Annotated in this window: 17 protein-coding genes; 9 read left to right on the top strand and 8 right to left on the bottom strand. The window is 69.8% G+C overall.

The genetic code is table 11. The features are described 5' to 3' along the window. Positions 1 to 221: 221 nt before the first annotated feature. The gene (locus tag ACIRGA_RS11815) at positions 222 to 356 is read right to left on the bottom strand and encodes a hypothetical protein (protein ID WP_400939642.1); all 135 of its coding nucleotides are present in this window, start codon (positions 354 to 356) and stop codon (positions 222 to 224) included. 134 nt (positions 357 to 490) lie between these two features. Here ACIRGA_RS11815 and ACIRGA_RS11810 point away from each other — a divergent pair, with 134 nt between their 5' ends. Both ACIRGA_RS11810 and ACIRGA_RS11805 read left to right on the top strand, forming a co-directional pair. After that, positions 491 to 694, top strand: a complete 204-nt coding sequence (locus ACIRGA_RS11810; protein WP_005149851.1) for a cold-shock protein — start codon at positions 491 to 493, stop codon at positions 692 to 694. Positions 695 to 796: 102 nt separating this feature from the next. Beyond that, positions 797 to 1,441 carry a GNAT family N-acetyltransferase gene (locus tag ACIRGA_RS11805; protein ID WP_400939639.1) on the top strand — a complete coding sequence of 215 codons (645 nt, stop codon included), beginning with the start codon at positions 797 to 799 and terminating at the stop codon, positions 1,439 to 1,441. Here ACIRGA_RS11805 and ACIRGA_RS11800 read toward each other — a convergent pair. Both ACIRGA_RS11800 and ACIRGA_RS11795 read right to left on the bottom strand, forming a co-directional pair. Beyond that, a complete protein-coding gene (locus ACIRGA_RS11800) occupies positions 1,431 to 2,081 on the bottom strand; it encodes a response regulator (protein WP_400939636.1) in 651 nt (216 codons plus the stop codon). The two genes, ACIRGA_RS11805 and ACIRGA_RS11800, sit on opposite strands and share 11 nt — an antisense overlap. Continuing rightward, positions 2,078 to 3,274: a sensor histidine kinase gene (locus ACIRGA_RS11795; protein WP_400939633.1), complete on the bottom strand. Its 1,197-nt coding sequence runs from the start codon at positions 3,272 to 3,274 to the stop codon at positions 2,078 to 2,080. Before ACIRGA_RS11795 ends, ACIRGA_RS11800 begins: the two co-directional genes overlap by 4 nt. A gap of 139 nt (positions 3,275 to 3,413) precedes the next feature. On the opposite strand from ACIRGA_RS11795, the gene ACIRGA_RS11790 reads away from it, so the two are divergent. After that, complete coding sequence (locus ACIRGA_RS11790; protein WP_400939630.1) at positions 3,414 to 4,502, top strand: alpha/beta hydrolase family protein; 1,089 nt, start codon at positions 3,414 to 3,416, stop codon at positions 4,500 to 4,502. Here the strand turns inward: ACIRGA_RS11790 and ACIRGA_RS11785 are convergent. Next, positions 4,499 to 5,449 carry an SDR family NAD(P)-dependent oxidoreductase gene (locus tag ACIRGA_RS11785; RefSeq protein WP_400939627.1) on the bottom strand — a complete coding sequence of 317 codons (951 nt, stop codon included), beginning with the start codon at positions 5,447 to 5,449 and terminating at the stop codon, positions 4,499 to 4,501. The two genes, ACIRGA_RS11790 and ACIRGA_RS11785, sit on opposite strands and share 4 nt — an antisense overlap. 57 nt (positions 5,450 to 5,506) lie before the next feature. On the opposite strand from ACIRGA_RS11785, the gene ACIRGA_RS11780 reads away from it, so the two are divergent. Both ACIRGA_RS11780 and ACIRGA_RS11775 read left to right on the top strand, forming a co-directional pair. After that, positions 5,507 to 5,899 (top strand): MerR family transcriptional regulator, encoded by a 393-nt coding sequence (locus ACIRGA_RS11780; RefSeq protein ID WP_400939624.1) that lies wholly within the window; start codon positions 5,507 to 5,509, stop codon positions 5,897 to 5,899. 205 nt (positions 5,900 to 6,104) lie between these two features. Continuing rightward, complete coding sequence (locus tag ACIRGA_RS11775; protein ID WP_400939622.1) at positions 6,105 to 7,091, top strand: MCE family protein; 987 nt, start codon at positions 6,105 to 6,107, stop codon at positions 7,089 to 7,091. A 50-nt stretch (positions 7,092 to 7,141) separates the two neighbouring features. On the opposite strand, the gene ACIRGA_RS11770 is transcribed toward ACIRGA_RS11775, so the two are convergent. Next, a complete protein-coding gene (locus ACIRGA_RS11770) occupies positions 7,142 to 7,564 on the bottom strand; it encodes a hypothetical protein (RefSeq protein ID WP_400939620.1) in 423 nt (140 codons plus the stop codon). Further along, a complete protein-coding gene (locus tag ACIRGA_RS11765; RefSeq protein ID WP_400939618.1) occupies positions 7,557 to 7,922 on the bottom strand; it encodes a hypothetical protein in 366 nt (121 codons plus the stop codon). Before ACIRGA_RS11765 ends, ACIRGA_RS11770 begins: the two co-directional genes overlap by 8 nt. A 425-nt stretch (positions 7,923 to 8,347) precedes the next feature. Here ACIRGA_RS11765 and lanKC point away from each other — a divergent pair, with 425 nt between their 5' ends. The 4 genes from lanKC to ACIRGA_RS11745 all read left to right on the top strand — a co-directional run bounded on the left by lanKC (position 8,348) and on the right by ACIRGA_RS11745 (position 14,589). Then, on the top strand, positions 8,348 to 10,891 hold the full coding sequence (lanKC, locus tag ACIRGA_RS11760) for a class III lanthionine synthetase LanKC (protein WP_400939616.1): 2,544 nt from the start codon (positions 8,348 to 8,350) through the stop codon (positions 10,889 to 10,891). A gap of 39 nt (positions 10,892 to 10,930) precedes the next feature. After that, positions 10,931 to 11,077, top strand: a complete 147-nt coding sequence (locus ACIRGA_RS11755) for a SapB/AmfS family lanthipeptide (RefSeq protein ID WP_360092823.1) — start codon at positions 10,931 to 10,933, stop codon at positions 11,075 to 11,077. 111 nt (positions 11,078 to 11,188) lie between these two features. After that, positions 11,189 to 12,856, top strand: coding sequence for an ABC transporter ATP-binding protein (locus ACIRGA_RS11750; protein ID WP_400939614.1), 1,668 nt, complete (start codon positions 11,189 to 11,191; stop codon positions 12,854 to 12,856). Then, the gene (locus tag ACIRGA_RS11745; RefSeq protein ID WP_400939612.1) at positions 12,853 to 14,589 is read left to right on the top strand and encodes an ABC transporter ATP-binding protein; all 1,737 of its coding nucleotides are present in this window, start codon (positions 12,853 to 12,855) and stop codon (positions 14,587 to 14,589) included. The genes ACIRGA_RS11750 and ACIRGA_RS11745 overlap by 4 nt, the downstream gene beginning before the upstream one ends. Here ACIRGA_RS11745 and ACIRGA_RS11740 read toward each other — a convergent pair. Both ACIRGA_RS11740 and ACIRGA_RS11735 read right to left on the bottom strand, forming a co-directional pair. Further along, on the bottom strand, positions 14,545 to 14,964 hold the full coding sequence (locus ACIRGA_RS11740) for a thioesterase family protein (protein WP_191256111.1): 420 nt from the start codon (positions 14,962 to 14,964) through the stop codon (positions 14,545 to 14,547). The genes ACIRGA_RS11745 and ACIRGA_RS11740 overlap by 45 nt on opposite strands. After that, positions 14,958 to 16,244: a hydroxyacid-oxoacid transhydrogenase gene (locus tag ACIRGA_RS11735; protein ID WP_400939609.1), complete on the bottom strand. Its 1,287-nt coding sequence runs from the start codon at positions 16,242 to 16,244 to the stop codon at positions 14,958 to 14,960. Before ACIRGA_RS11735 ends, ACIRGA_RS11740 begins: the two co-directional genes overlap by 7 nt. Positions 16,245 to 16,254: the final 10 nt, after the last annotated feature.

The raw sequence follows: 16,254 nt of genomic DNA, 5'->3' as shown, positions 1-16,254 counted from the left end.
AGTGATAATGAGGGTTAGAACCCTCTTTGCCACTCACGACCCCCGCCTGAAAGCCCTAAATCAGTCATTTCGGCCTGGAAGGTGTCCCTGACGTCTCTGGCTTCGGACCGCCCGTCACCTCGCCTCGCTCGGCGCGCCCGTCGAGGCGGGCGGCCGCCACGCGCGTGGACGTCACCGAGCCGGGTGACCTCAAGACCCTGTTCGACGTCGGTCTCGCCGGGCTACGTCCGCACCGCGCTGTCCGGCCACGCCGAACTCGGGATCGACCCCGCGGCGGCCGCGAGGGCGATCGCCTTCGCGACCGAGCAGCCGACGGCGTCGAAATCGGCGATCCGACGACCCGGCCGACGCGCCAAGGGTGCTGTTGACCTGGGAAAACGTGCGAATTTGGGATGGCAACGTGTGCGAACGGGCAAGACCTGCGACAATGGACGGCGAGATCGGGGCATCGAATGGGCTCAGACTCGCTATGAAGAGCAGGTAAAAAAGTATGGCTCAGGGCAGCGTTAAGTGGTTCAACGGCGAAAAGGGCTTCGGCTTCATCGCTCAGGACGACGGCGGACCGGACGTTTTCGTGCACTACTCGGAGATCCAGGGCAGCGGCTTCAAGTCCCTGGACGAGGGGCAGCGCGTCGAGTTCGAGATCGGCCAAGGTCAGAAGGGCCCGCAGGCCCAGCGCGTCGTCGCCATCTGACTTTCTTCACGCCGAAGGCCTCCATCCGTACCGGGTGGGGGCCTTCGGGCGTTTCGGGACCCGATATCGTCGATGCATGCTTGTGATCGTTCGTGAGCACCCGTGCGGCCGGACGCGGTGAGCCGCTCCGCCCTGGAACCCGAGCAGGTCGGGCGGAAGGTGCGGTTGCGCGAGGTCGGTCTCCGCGACCGCCGGGTCCTGATGGGCTTCGACCGTGACATGGCCCGCGAGGCGACGCCGCTGATCGGCGGCGGGCACCGGCATTGGGCTTCGCACCGTTCGGGGTCCGCGGGCGACGACATCCACTTCGGCATCGAGACGGTCCGCGGCCGGATGCTGGTCGGCTCGGTCTGCACCATCGGCGCCGACCCGGCGACCGGCCGGTTCGGCTACGGCATCGGGATCGCCCCGCGGCACCAGCGCTGCGGCTACGCCACGGACGCCATCACCGTCCTGCTGGCGCATATGTTCGGGCAGCGCGGCTTCCGCAAATGCGAGGTCAGCGTGTACGGCGGCAACCTCGCGTCGCTCTCGCTGCACGGCGGCCTCGGCTTCCGCGAGGAAGGCAGGCTGCGCGACACCGAGGTGGTGCGCGGCGAGATCAAGTACCTGGTGCGGATGGGCATCACGGCCGAGGAGTTCGCCGCACGGCCGTTGGTCGCCCTCGGCGACCTCGGCAGGCGCGGTCAGCACCGGCGGCCCCGCCGCGGCAAGCACTGGCGCGCGCCGGCCGCGGTCAGCGGCTGATCATCCCGGATTCGTAGGCGAAGACGACCGCCTGGACGCGGTCGCGGAGCCCGAGTTTCGTGAGGATACGGCCGACGTGCGTCTTCACCGTCCCCGGTGAGAGATACAGCAGCTCGGCGATCTCGGCGTTGGACAGACCCCTGGCCAGCTGCTGCAGCACCTCGTGTTCGCGTCCGGTGAGCAGGGCGAGCCGGTCGTCGGAACGCGAGGGCGCGGGCAGGCCGGTGACGACGCGGTCGAGCAGCCGCCGGGTGACGGTGGGTGCGAGGGTGGCCTCGCCGGAGGCGACCACGCGGACGCCGGCGAGCAGATCCGGTGCCAGCGCGTCCTTGAGCAGAAAGCCGCTGGCCCCGGCTTGGAGCGCGGCGTAGACGTATTCGTCCAGGTCGAACGTGGTCAGCACCAGGACCCGGGCCCGGTGGGCCGCGGCGATCGCGGCGGTGGCCTCGACGCCGTCCATCTCGGGCATCCGGATGTCCATCAGCACCACGTCCGGATCGAGCTCCGCCACCAGCGCGACGGCCTCCGCGCCGTCGCCCGCCTCGCCGACGACGTCGATGTCGTCGGCGTTGTCGAGGATCATCCGCAGGCCGGTGCGCACGAGCGACTGGTCGTCGGCGATGACCACCCGGATCGTCATGACGGCAGGGTCGCGCGGACGGCGAAGCCGCGCTCCGGACGCGGCCCCGCGTCGAAGGTGCCGCCCAGCACGTTCACCCGTTCCCGCATCCCCTCGATGCCGTGCCCGGAACCGGACGGCTCTTCCGCCGCGATGCCGTCGTCGGTCACTTCGATCTCCAGCGTCCCGGGCTCATATCGCATCACGATAGTCACCGACGCCGCCGGGCCGGCGTGTTTCAGCACGTTCGTCAGCGCCTCCTGCACGATCCGGTACGCCGCGAGGTCCACTGTGGACGGAAGTGGCCTTGGTTCCCCTTCGACCCGGAACTCGACCGGCGTGCCGGCGGACCGGATGTCGGCGGCCAGCCGTGGCAGGCGTTCCGCGCCGGGCCGGGGCTCCCATTCCGGTTCGTCCTGGCCGAGCGCGCCGAGCAGCCGCCGGATCTCGCTCAACGCGGTCCGCCCGGTGCCGACGATGGCGTCCAGCGCCTCCCGCGTCCGTTCCGGCCGCCGCTCCAGTTCGGCCTGGGCGCCCTGGGCCTGTAACACCACCACGGAAAGCGCGTGCGCGACGACGTCGTGCAGTTCGCGGCTGATACGCCCGCGTTCGGCGGCCACGGCCAGCGCGGCCTGGGTGTCCCGTTCGCGTTCGAGGTCGGCGGCCCGCTGTTCCAGCACCGACAGGCGGATCCGGCGCTGCCGCGTGTTCAGCCCGGCCAGCCACGCCACCGCCAGCGACAACCCGATACCGGGAAAACCGCCCCAGTCCTGCACCTGGTCGTCCTCGGGCCCGGGAGGCGCCAGCGGATCGATGATGATGATCCGCGGCGGCGTCGGGGCCGGTTCCCGCGTATTCGATTCGGCGGCGTGGAACGACCACGCCCCGGTGACCAGCAGGCCCGCCGCCAGCAGGGCGAACGAAAGCCGCCGCGACCCCCAGGCCGCGACGGAGAAGAGGCCGATCAACGCCACGACGTCGACCGGGCGGAGATCGTTGCCCATGGCCAGATGCAGGAGCGAGACGGTCGCGCCGGTCGCGAAGGTGACCACCGGATTGCGGTGCCGGACGAGCAGGGAAGCCAAGGCCACCAAGGAGGTCAGCCACCAACCGAGGCCCTCCGGATCGTCACCGGCGACCACAGTGGACAGTCCGATGAGGACGGTCAGCCCGATGTCGACGGCTTTCGGGTGATTCCTGAGGAAGGAGAGCACCAGTCGAGCGTAATCCCGGATCGGGCGTCGCGAATCCCTCTTCCGACAGAGCCCGGGATACACCTTGCGACAGATGCGCGAATACGGAGGCGCGGCCCAGCCTGGGTTCAGGAAGATCCTCGACAGAAACGGAATCCTCATGAGAAGGCTTCTCGTCGCACTGGTCGCCCTCGCCGGCATGGTGTCCTTGGCGAGCCCGGCCGCGGCGGCGCCACGACTGAAGTTGCCGCCGCCGACCGGCTCGCAGCCCGTCGGCTCCACCGATCTGCATCTGGTCGACTCTTCGCGCCGGGACCCCTGGGTGCCGGCCGGGCCGCGCGAGCTGATGGTGTCGATGTTCTATCCCGCGCTGCTGCCGGTCGGCCCGAAACGGCCGTATCTCACCTTGGCCGAGGCCAAGATGTTCCTGACCGAATCGGGCCTTCCCGACGTCGACCCCGGGCTGGTCGCCGGGCTCCGGACCAGTGCCAGGGTCGACGCGCCGCCCCTGCCGGGGAAGCGGGCGCTGGTCGTCCTGTCGCCGGGGTTCAACAAACCGCGCACCACGCTCACCGGGCTGGCGGAAGAGCTGGCGAGCAAGGGTTTCGTGGTCGTGCTGATCGGCCACAACTACGAGTCCTTCGGCACCGCCTTCCCCGACGGACGCGTCACCGGCTGCGTCGCGTGCGGTTCCGACTCGACGTTGCTCCCGCCGATCCGCTCCGCGGACGTCTCGTTCGTCCTCGACACCTTGACCGGCCCTTCGTCGCGGTGGTCCCGGCTGATCGACCGGACGCGGATCGGGATGGCCGGGCATTCCATCGGCGGGTACAGCACGCCGACCGCGATGGCCGACGACCCGCGGATCCGGGCGGGCGCCGATCTGGACGGCAGGCTGTGGTCGCCGATCCCCGCGTCCGGGATCGACCGGCCGTTCCTGCTGCTCGGCCGCGAAAGCGAGTACACCCCGGCCGGCCCGGACACGACCTGGGCGGGCAGCTGGCCGAACCTGACCGGCTGGAAGCGTTGGATCAGCGTCGCGGCCGCCGGGCACGCCTCCTTCACCGACGTCGGCGTACTCGGTGAGCAGCTCGGCCTGAGCGAGCCCGGCCAGCTCGGTGGCGAGCGCGCGATGCAGCTGACCAGGGCGTACGTCTCCGCGTTCTTCGACGCGAACCTGCGCGGCGGGCAGCAGCCGCTGCTCGACGGGCCGGTGCCGGGCAACCCCGAGATCAAGTTCTGGAACTAGCCGAGGCCGGTGAGGTCGGCGGAGAACTTCCAGAGCCGCTCGGCCTCACCGGCGTCGATCGCGTACGGCCGTACGCCGACCCACTCGCCCTCTTCGGCGGCGACTTCGGCGATGTCACAGTCCTCGCAGTAGAGCCCGCCCATCCCGTCGAGCCGGGGCGACGTCGCCGCCCAGACCTGGGTGGCCGCGCCCTGCTCCGGCGATTTGAACTCCGGATCGGCCTGGTTCCCGTGCTCGTCGATCCAGCCGCGCTCGACCATCTCCTCCTGCCGCAGATGCCGCTGCAAGGGAGTGAGGATCGCGCCCGGATGCAGGCTGAACGCGCGGATCCCGTGTTCGGCGCCGAGCCTGTCCAGGTGCACCGCGAACAGCACATTCGCCGTCTTGGCCTGGCCATAGGCGAGCCAGCGGTCATAGCCGCGCTCGAACTGGACGTCGTCCCAGCGCATCGGCGACGAGTGGTGCCCGGACGAGGCCACCGTGACGACGCGGGCGCCACCGGCGGCCGCCAGCGCGGGCCAGAGGCGGTTCACCAGGGCGTGGTGGCCGAGGTGGTTGATCGCGAAATGCGACTCCCAGCCGGGGCCGACCCGCCGTTCCGGCGCGGCCATGATCCCGGCGCTCGCGATCAAGACGTCGATCGGGCGGCCGGTGCCGAGGAAGCGGCGGGCGAACTCCTCGACGCTCGCCAGGTCGGCGAGGTCGAGCTCGCCGACCTCGGTGCCGGAGATCCCGGCGAGGGCGGCCTCGGCGTCGGCCGGACGGCGCGCGGGGACGACCACGTGCGCGCCGGCGTTCGCCAGCGCCCGGGTGGTTTCCAGGCCCAGCCCCGAATATCCACCGGTGACGAGGGCGAGCTTGCCCGAGAGGTCGATGCCGTCCAGTACTTCACCGGCGGTGCTGCGCGCGCCGAAACCGAAGCCGATCTTGTGTTGTGCGGTGCTCATGAGGCGGACGCTAAGAGCTAGAGGGCTCTCTAGGTCAAGGGCGCTATGGTCGGTCCGGTGACGGAACTCGCGATCGGCCAGGTCACCGCCCGGACGGGCCTCAGCGTGCACGCGCTTCGCTTCTACGAGAAGGAAGGGCTGCTCGCGGCACCGGTGAAACGGGACGCGAACGGCCGCCGCGTGTACAGCGAACAAGACGTCGAGTGGCTGTTGAACTGCACGAAGTTCCGGGCGTCCGGAATGCCGCTCGCCACCATCCGCGAATTCGCCGAACTCGTCCGCCAAGGGCCGGGAAACGAGGAAAAGCGGCTCGATCTGCTGCGGGACCATCAGAACACCGTCCGCGACCGGATCGCCGAGCTGGGCGATTGCCTGGACCTGATCAGCCGGAAGGTCGGGATCTACGAGGAGCATGTCGCGCGGGGGACCGCGAACGAACTCTGGCGGTAGCCCGTCACGTTTCGCGGCGTCCCGACCGGAGAACCCGTGAACGCGCGGGATGAAGAAGTACAGACGCTCCACTACGAAATCCGGATCGACACTCCCTAGAGTCCATAGTGGACGGACGTTGCCACCCGATCGGTGCAACGTTTCGCCTGGCGATGGTCAGGGGCGGCCCCTAAGCTTTGCCGCTCGTGACCTGCGAGGTGAGACGATGAGGTCCTTCGGCGCGGTGGATCCGGTCAAGGTGGCGCTCGCCGGGCTCACCGCGATGGCCCTCGGGATGGCGGCGGCGCTCAACGCCGACGCCCTGCCGGTGATCGGCGGCGGCACCACGTATTCCGCCGAATTCTCCGACGCGGGCGGGCTGCGCGCCGACAACGACGTCCGGATCGCCGGGGTGAAGGTCGGCAAGGTGTCCGAGATCGGCCTCGACGGCGATCGCGTTCTCGTCTCCTTCCGGGTGAAGGACGCCTGGGTCGGCGACGCCACGAGCGCGTCCATTCAGATCAAGAACGTGCTGGGGCAGAAGTACTTGGCGCTCGACCCGCACGGCGAAGCGATCCTCGATCCCGGCGACCCGATCCCGCTGCGGCGGACCACCGCGCCGTACGACGTCCTTGAAGCGTTTCGGGGCCTGTCGAAGACCGTCGACGCCATCGACGTCGACCAGCTCGCGAAAAGCTTCGACACAATTTCAGCGACCTTCGCCGATACGCCGGCCGACGTCCGTTCCGCGCTCGACGGGATCTCGAAGCTCTCCGGCACCATCGCCTCCCGGGACCGGCAACTCCGGACGCTGCTCGCGAACACACGTCAGGTCTCGCGGACCCTCGTCGACCGCGACACCGAGACCCAGCGGCTGATCCAGGACGGCAACGCGCTGCTGCGCGCGATCTCCACCCGCCAGCAGGCGATCAAGGAGCTGCTCGACGGCTCGAAACGGCTCGCGACCACACTCGACGGCATCATCGCCGACAACGACGGGCAACTGGGGCCGGTGCTCGAACAACTCGACCGGCTGACGTCGATGCTCCAGCGCAACCAGGATTCGCTGGCCAAGGGGATCGCCGCGTTCGCGCCGGCGATCCGGGTGCTCACCAACGTCGCGGGCAACGGGCGCTGGATCGACGGCTACCTGTGCGGGCTGGTGCTGCCCACGTTCGGCCCGCTCAACGAAAAGGGCTGTTTCGAGTCGTAACTCGCGTGATCTGACACGTAACTCGCGTGCTTGGAGGCGTAACTCACGTGTCAGGGCTTCGTCCGCCGCAGCCAGATCAGCCCGATCACCGGCAGCACCAGCGGGATGAAGAGGTAGCCCTGCCCGTACACGGACCACACGGTGGCGTGCGGGAAGGCCTCGCGGTCGAAGAGGCTGAACGTGCCGACAGTCAGCACGCCGAGCAGTTCGACGCCGCAGGCGACGAGCGCGACCCGCCACCAGCCCGCGCCGCGGCGGGCCAGTGCCACGGTGGCCAGCAGGTAGACGACGGCCGCGAACGCGGAGAGCGTGTAGGCCAGCGGGGCTTCGTGGAACTTGGTGCTGATCTGCACGGCGGCGCGTGAGGTCGCCGCCAGCGCGAAGATCGCGTACACGGCGACCAGGATCCGTCCCGGGCCGGAGGCCTTGTCCGTCGCGGTGTCCACCGTCTTCTCCTCGGTTTCCTCAGGCACTGGCGCCCGCCCAGACCTCGTTCAGCCGCAGCACCATCACCGGGATGGCGAGACAGGCGATGCCGAGGATCGCGGTGCTCGACCGGGTGCGCTCGGCCAGCGCCCAGAAGGTCCCGAGCGGGAGCACGATCAGGCAGCCGATCAGGTAGGCGAGATAGGTGGCCATGCTGCCGGGGCGGCCGCCGCCGATCAGCAGCACGACACCGATCACGAGCTGGGCGACCAGGAGGACTTCGACCACGGCGAGGCCGGCGAGCAAGGCGTTGTCCGGCAGCTTCTTGCGTGCCGCCTGCACGAAACTCCACGCCGCGACCAGCGTCGCGCAGATCGCGACGGTCACCGCGAACCCTGTGATCACGTCGGCCTCCTTACGGCTCCACCGGCGACAACGTACCTCCGGGCCGATCACCGCCGACGGGCGACCGGCGGGCTTCGTGGCGGGCGCCACGAAGGGCGGCCAGTGGTCCAGACCTCGGGTGAATAGATCACGAAGCGCGGCCGTTGGCGATCCGTCAATTCGGTCGCGCATTATTGTTTTCGCCGCCTGGACCAGGGATTACATCGCAGGTACGTGCCTGTTACACACCGACCGGGTGGTTGAAATCCGAGTTGATCTCACGCTGGGTACCCCTACCATTCGGTAGATTTCGAATTCACGACCCTGAACAGCCCATCCGAACCCCCGGTATGGCGGATTGGCCGTTCGGTGTCCGGCGGGTGGAATATTCTCCATCGCGATGGTGCACATGGCCCATCCGATTGGTGCCAAGGAGGGGGCGCTCGATGGACGTCCGGTACGAAGCGTATTGCTTCGCCGATCCGCTGTTCTTCGACGAGCAGCGAGAAAACGGGGACGCCGCCGACGATTTCGCCTCCCTGCTGCCCGCTCCCGAGACGGGCTGGCGCTCCGGAGTGCGCGGAGTGTGGCGGATGCTGCACCCTCTTGCTCGAAACCTTCCCTTGCAGGGCTGGAAAATCCACGTGTCGGCAGGGTTGGGCAACGCCGAGCGAGTGCTCACGAAGGTGCACGAGCATTGTATCGAGCACGATCTGTCCTACAAGCACCTCCGATCGCGGAGCACCCTGCTCGCCAGGAATTCGAAATACGCTCCGCGTGACGGAAGCGGAAAGTTGCTGACTCTTTATCCGGCTGACAACAACGAGCTCGAACGTGTTCTCGTCGCGTTGTCGGCGAAGCTCGACGGCGAACCAGGGGCGTACATTCTCAGTGATCTCCGGTATGGTGCCGGGCCGCTCTACGTCCGCTACGGCGGATTCGCCGAGCAATGGGTCGAACTCGACGGCAAGCGGGTTCTCGCGGTCCGCAAACCGGACGGGACACTGGTCCCGGACAAGCGCGAACCGACCTTCTCCGTACCCGACTGGGTGACGATTCCGGAGTTCCTCGCGCCTCATCTCGCAGCTCGCAAGAGCGGCGGCGCGGAGCAGTTCCCCTATCAGGTGAAGAGTTCGCTGCACTTCTCCAACGGCGGCGGCGTGTACCTGGCCGGCCGGAAGGCCGACGACGAACAGGTGGTCCTCAAGGAGGCCAGGCCCTTCGCCGGCCTGGACCGCGACGAGGTCGACGCCGTCGAACGCCTCCGCCGCGAGCACGAGGTGCTGGAGCGGCTGAAGGGGATCGACGGCATCCCCACCGCCTTCGACCGCTTCACCGTCTGGGAGCACCACTTCCTGGCGATGGAGTACATGCCGGGTATCGCGCTCGGCAACTGGCTCGCCCGCAACTATCCGCTCACCAGGCGGAACACCACCGACGCCGATATCGCCGCGTACACCAAGCGAGCGCTGGCGCTGGTCGAACGCGTCGAGCGGATGGTCGAGGCGGTCCACGATCGCCGGATCGTGTTCGGCGACCTGCACTCGATGAACATCCTGGTCGACGGGGACGACGACGCGGTCTCGCTGATCGACTTCGAGATGGCGTCCGACGTCGCGAGCGGCACCCGGCCCGCGCTCGGCGCGCCCGGCTTCCGCGCGCCGAGGGACCGGAACGGGTTCGAGGTCGACGAGTACGCGCTCGCCGTCCTGAAGCTGTGGATCTTCCTGCCGCTCAGCACGCTCCTCGAGCTGGCTCCGGCGAAGCTGCGCGGCCTCGCGGACTTCGTCCAGAAGCGTTTCGACGTCCCGGAGGGCTACGCGGACTCGATCGTCGCGGAGCTCGCGCCCCGGAACATGCCGCCGCTGACGAGCGCGACCGAGCTGGACCACGACAAGCCGGACTGGACGCTGGTCCGGAAACAGATCACCGAGGCGATCCTCGCCGCCGCGACCCCCGAACGCGCCGACCGGCTCTTCCCCGGCGACATCGAGCAGTTCCGCGTGGGTGGCGCGTGCTTCGGCTACGGCGCGGCCGGTGTCCTCTACGCGCTGAACGCCGTCAACGGGGACCGGTATCCCGATCACGAGCGGTGGCTGCTGGACTCGATCCGGCGTGACCCGCCGCTGCGGCCGGGGTTCTACGACGGGTCGTACGGAATCGCCTATGTCCTCGAAGAGCTCGGCTACCGCGACGAGGCCACCAAGCTGCTGTCGGCGTCGGCGACCCTGGTCGAGCAGACCACCGACCACGGCCTCGAAGGGGGCCTTTCCGGGATCGGCCTGACCCAGCTGCACTTCGCCGTGAAGCGTAAGGACAACGAGTTCGGCAGGCAGGCACTCGCCACCGCCGTCAAGCTCGCCGAAGCGCTCGAGACCGCGGACCCGCCCGGTGACTTCGCCAGGGCCGGGCTGCTCAACGGCTGGTCCGGGCCGGCGCTGCTGTTCATCCGGCTGTTCGAGCGCACTCGCGAAGAGGGCTGGCTGTCCTTCGCCGACCAGGCGCTGGAGCGGGACATCGAGGAGTGCGCCGAGTCCGACGACGGCTCGCTGCAGGTCCGCGACGGCGAGACCAGGACCTTGCCCTACGTGGGCGTCGGCAGCGCCGGAATCCTCATGGTCGCCGAGGAGCTGGCGAAGCACCATCCGGACGCGAAGGCGTTGAAGAGCCTTCCTGGGCTACGCGAATCTTGCCGCGGCGAATTCGTCATCCACCCCGGCCTGCTGTTCGGCCGGTGCGGGCTGATGACCGCGCTCGCCATGGGCGCCGAGCCGGACGAGCCCGTCCGCGAGGCCATCGACCTGCATCTTTCCCGGCTGGCCTGGTACGCGGTGCCGTACAAGGGCGGCCTGGCGTTCCCGGGCAACCAGCTGCTGCGGTTGTCGATGGACGTCGTCACCGGCGGCGCGGGCATCCTGCTCGCCCTCGCCGCGACCCTGGACGGGAAGGCCGTGCTGCCGTTCCTGTCCTCCGAAACTGCCGGTCGTTGACGGCCGGCGGACCGAGAAAAACTAGTGAAAGGGAACACCATGGAACTGGTTCTCGACCTGCAGGCCCTGGACGCCCCCGACGTTCTCGACGGCGGACACGGCGGCGGGAGCCACGGCGGCTCCAGCAACCTGAGCCTCCTCGCCTCCTGCGCGGACAGCACCATCAGCCTGCTGACCTGCCACTGATCCACAGCTGATCGCCGAGGGTGCGGGAGCGGCACAGGCCAAGTGCGCCGCTCCCGCGCTCTCATTTTGCCTTCCGGTTCATCTCGTTGGGATCACGTTCAAGGGAATGGGATGCGGAGCTCCGCCGATCGCCTGCTGGTCGTCGTGACCATGCTCGATCGTCCCCGCCTGATCGCGCTGATCCTGAGCGCGCTCGCCGGGACGGCCGCGGGACTGCTCCTGCCGGGAGCGCTCGCCGCCGCGGTCGACGTCGTCGTCGCGGGGCGGCCCAGCCTGCCCGAGGTCTCGTGGCTGCTCCTGCTGGGAGTCACCCAGATCGCCGTCACCCTGATCGGCGGCATCCTCACCGCCCGGATGACGGCGTCCGCGACGGCCTGGCTGCGCCGCAAACTCGCCGACCGCTATCTCGCGCTCGGCACCCGATCGGCCTTCGCCGACGGCGACGCGATCAGCAGGCTCACCGGCGACTGCACCGGCGCGGGACTGGTGGCCTCGGTCGTCGTCCAGCTCGGGTCGACCACCCTGATCTCCGGCGGAGCCGTCGTCCTGCTCGCGCTCATGGACTGGCGGCTCGCGCTCGTCTTCCTCGGCAGCATCCCGTTCGGCCTGATGCTCGCCCGTACGCATCTGAAGAACACCGCCGACGACGTCCTCACCTATCAACAGGTGTCCGGTGAACTGGCGGCGAGGATGGTCGACGCCGTCGCCGGGCTCCGCACGATCGCCGCGTCGGGCACCGCCGACCGCGAAGCCGATCGCGTCCTGCGGCCGCTGCCCAAACTGAGCCTCGCCGGCCGCGGGATGTGGCGCACACAGGCCCGGATGGTGTGGCGCTCCGGGCTGCTGCTGCCCGCGGTCGAACTCGCCGTGCTCGCAGCCGCCGGTTTCGGGGTGCTGGACGGCAGGCTGACCGTCGGCCAGGTCCTCGCGGCACTCGGCTACGTCGCGCTCGGCATGGGCCTGATCACGCAGATTCCCATGCTCACCACCCTTTCCCGCGCCCGGTCGGCCGCGCGGCGGATCACCGACGTGCTGGAGTCGCCGGTCCCCGAACCGGGTGAACTCGGCGTCGTCCCCGGGCGGGGCACGCTCGAACTGCGCGGCGTCACCGTCGAGGGCGCGTTGCGCGACGTCGACCTGCTCGTGCCGGGCGGCCGGTTCACCGCGGTCGTCGGGCGGTCCGGTTCGGGGAAATCCGCGCTGGTCAACGTCCTCGGCGGCCTGCTGACTCCGGACGAGGGGACGGCGACGCTCGACGGCCGTCCGCTGGAGAAGCTGCGGCCGTACGAACTCCGCGCGGTCGTCGGGTTCGCCTTCGAACGGCCCGCTCTGCTCGGCGCGACGATCGGCGACGCCGTCGGCTACGGCTCGTGGGCCGGCGAGGCCGCCGTGCGTAACGCCTGCCGGTCCGCGCAGGTCGACGATCTGATCGTCCGGCTGCCGGACGGCTATCGGACGCCGCTCAAGGAGACACCGCTTTCCGGCGGGGAGGCGCAGCGGATCGGGCTGGCGCGCGCGATCGCGCACGCGCCGCGGGTGCTCATCCTGGACGACGCCACCGCCAGCCTCGACACGGTCACCGAAGCCGCCGTCGAGGAGGCGATCGAACGCACCCTGCCCGGCCGGACGAGGGTGGTGGTGACGCATCGCGCCGCCACCGCGTCGCGGGCGGACACGGTGGTGTGGCTGGAAGACGGCCGCGTCCGGGCGGTCGGCGCGCACGACGGGCTGTGGCGGACTCCGGCTTACCGGGCCGTCTTCACCGAGGGCACGCAGTGAGCGTCTGGGGGCTTTATCGCTCGGCGCTGGCCGGGCAGTGGCGCGGCGGGCTGGTCCTGCTGACCTGCTCCGTACTGGAGAGCGCGCCCGCGTTCTTGTCCGGTCGCCTGGTCGAACTCGCGGTTGACGAGGGGTTTGCCGCGGATCGGCCAGGCACCGGACTGCGTTGGCTCGCGGTCTTCGGGCTGGTCGCCGTGCTCGGCGCGTTCGGTTCGCGGCTGGTGTGGCATCAGCTCGGCAAGGTCGTCGAGCCGTTGCGCGACGCGCTGGTGACCGCCGTCGTGCGCGGGGTCCTGCACGATCCGGCACCGCCGCGCAATCAGCCGGACGCCAGCGGCGTCGCCCGCATCACCCAGCACGTCGAGGTGGTGCGCGACGCCACGGCCGGGCTTCTGGTGCAGGCGCGCGGGATGGTCGTGACGACGGTGGCGGCGCTGGCCGGGTTGTTCACCGTCGCCGGTTCACTCGCGCTGATCGTGGCGATCCCGGTGGTGGTCTCGGTCCTCCTGTTCGCCTGTCTGCTCCCGTCGCTGGCGCGGCGTCAGCGCGCGCTCGCGCTGGCCGACGAGCGGACCGCCGAGGTCGCGGGCACGTCGTTGTCCGGGATGCGGGACATCGTCGCCTGCGGCGCGGAACCCCTTGCCGCGCTGGAGCTTTACGACGCCATCGAAACGCAGGCCGCGGCGGCCGTGCGGGTGGCGCGGTCCGGGGCGGCCAGGACGGTGGTGATCGCGACCGGCGGTTTCGTGCCGCTGCTCCTGGCGCTGCTGGTGGCGCCGGGCATGGTCAAGGACGGGGTACTCACCGCCGGGGCGGCGCTCGGCGCGCTCGTCTACCTGGCGACGACGATGCAGCCGGCGTTGCGGGGGCTGGCCTCGACCGCGAGCACTGTGGTGCTGCGCCTGATCGTCGCGTTGCGGCGGCTCGCGGAGACCGCGCAGGCCGAACCGGAACCCGATGGCACGGCCGAACCCGACGGGACCGCGATCTACGTCCGTGACCTGACCTTCAGCTGGGGCGCGGCCGCGCAGCCGGTGGTGCGCGGACTCGATCTGCACCTGCGCCCCGGCGAACGGCTCGCGGTCGTGGGGCCGAGCGGCATCGGCAAGTCGACCCTGGCCGGGCTGATGAGCGGCATGCTCGAACCGCAGGCGGGCCGGGTGCTGCTCGGCGGCGTGCCGATCCGGGAGGTCCCGGCGGCGCTGCGGCACCGGATGGTCGCGTTGATCCCGCAGGAGGCCTACGTCTTCGCGGGGACCGTGCGGGACAACGTCGGCCTGTTCGCGCAGACCGCGATGGACGGCGAACTCCTGGCGGCGGTGACGGCCGTCGGCGCCGAGTCACTGGTCACGCGGCTGGGCGGGCTCGACGGCGAAATCGGGCACGGCACGTTGTCCGCCGGCGAGGCGCAACTGATCGCGCTCGCGCGGGTGTACGCGAGCGAAGCGGGTGTCGTCGTCCTCGACGAGGCGACGTCGCACCTCGACCCGCCCGCCGAAGCCCGCGCGGAACGGGCGTTCGCCGAGCGGGGCGGGGTGCTGGTGGTGATCGCGCACCGGCTGACGTCGGCGTTGCGCGCGGACCGGGTCCTGGTGATGGACGGCAAGGAGACCGCCCTGGGCACCCACCTCGAACTCATGGACCGGTCCACGCGCTACGCCCAGCTCATGCACGCGTGGTCGCCGCGGCTACCCCAGCCCAGTGCGCAGTTCTTCCAGGGCGCTCCTGAGTAGACCCTCGACGGGGACCGGGCGCCGGGATTCGCGATCGACGAAGACGTGCACGAAGTGTCCTTCCGCGATCACCGTCTCCTTCGAGTACATCCCGACCTCGTAGCGGACGCTGGACCGGCCGAGATGTCCCACCCGCAGGCCGACCTCGAGTTCTCCCGGGAACGACACCGAAGCGTGGTACTTGCACTGCGATTCCACGCACAGCCCGATGACCCCGCCGGTCTCGATGTCGAGGCCGCCGCGCTCGATCAACCAGGTGTTGATCACGGTGTCCATCACCGAATAGTGGACGACGTTGTTGACGTGCCCGTAGACGTCGTTGTCCTTCCACCGCAACGGAACCGTCTGCCAGTGCGGGTACTCGGCGTTCACCACAGCGTCACCGATTCCCGCAGGATGACGGCGAGATCCGCTTCGGACGCCTCACGCGGCGCCGTCGCCAGCAGGCGTTGTTGTTTCACCGTGCCGGAAACCAGTGAGTCCACATCGGACTCCGTGTAGCCGACGGCGCCGATCCCGTTGGGGATGCCGATCTCCCGCATGAGCTGCCCCAGTACCGCGGGCAGGTGGTCCCGCAGATCGCCCGGCCATTCGTAGTCCGGCGCGAGCAGCCGGGCCACCCGGATGTGCCGGTCCGGCGCGGCGTCGAAGGTGAACCGGAACGCCGCCGGCGCCGTCAGCGAGACGGCCATCCCGTGCGGCACCATCGCTTCGTCACCCGGATACCCGGACGGGTGGAAATCCCGGACCTGCCCGGCGATCGGATACGCGTTGGCGTGCGGGATGTGCACGCCGGCGTTGCCGAAGCCGAGCCCGGCGAACGTCGCCGCGAGCGCCATCGCCTCGCGCGCCTTCATGTCGGAGCCGTCGCGCACGGCCGCGGGCAGCGCCCACGACAGCAGCCGCAGCGACTGCTCGGCGAACATGTCGGCCAGCGGATTCGAGCCACAGTAAGGAACCCGGTCCTCCGGGCGCTTCCGGTCGAACTCGGTGTACGGCTTGGCGGTATAGCTTTCCGCGGCGTGGCAAAGGATGTCCATCCCGCTCGCGGCGGTGACCTCGGGCGGCTGCGAGACCGTCAGCCTCGGGTCGACCACGGCGAGGCTCGGCCGCATCCGGAGATGGCTGATGCCGCTCTTCACCCGCAGTGACAACACGTCCAGCACGCAGACGGTGGTGCTCTCCGAGCCCGTCCCGGTGGTGGTCGGCACCGCCACCAGCGGTTTGAGCGGCGAGCTCGGGGCGCGGCCCCCGCCGACCGGCGCGTTGACGTAGTCCATCAGGTCGCCGTCGTTGCTGGTCAACAGGTTCACCGCCTTGGCGGTGTCGATGGCCGACCCGCCACCGACGGCGACGAAGGCGTCCCACTCGCCCTGTCCGCGGGCGAAGTCGACGGCCTTGCGCATGCTGACGTCGGTCGGCTCGACGTGCACGCCGTCGAAGACGACGGCTTCGATGCCGTAGGTCCCGATGCCGTCGGCGATCCGTTGTGGCCAGCCCGTCGCGGCCACGCCCGCGTCGGTCAGGACGAGCACCCGGCGGGCGCCGTACTGGGTGAGGTCGTAGCCGATCTCGTCGCACGACCCGGCGCCGTACTTCAAGGCCGGCGCCCCGTAAGTGAAAACAGTTTCACGTCCGGCGGTGGCTGAGGTCACGTTTTCGTGC

Source organism: Amycolatopsis sp. NPDC102389, from assembly GCF_044765885.1.
GTDB lineage: Bacteria > Actinomycetota > Actinomycetes > Mycobacteriales > Pseudonocardiaceae > Amycolatopsis.
This window is presented reverse-complemented; position numbering and strand designations above follow the sequence as displayed.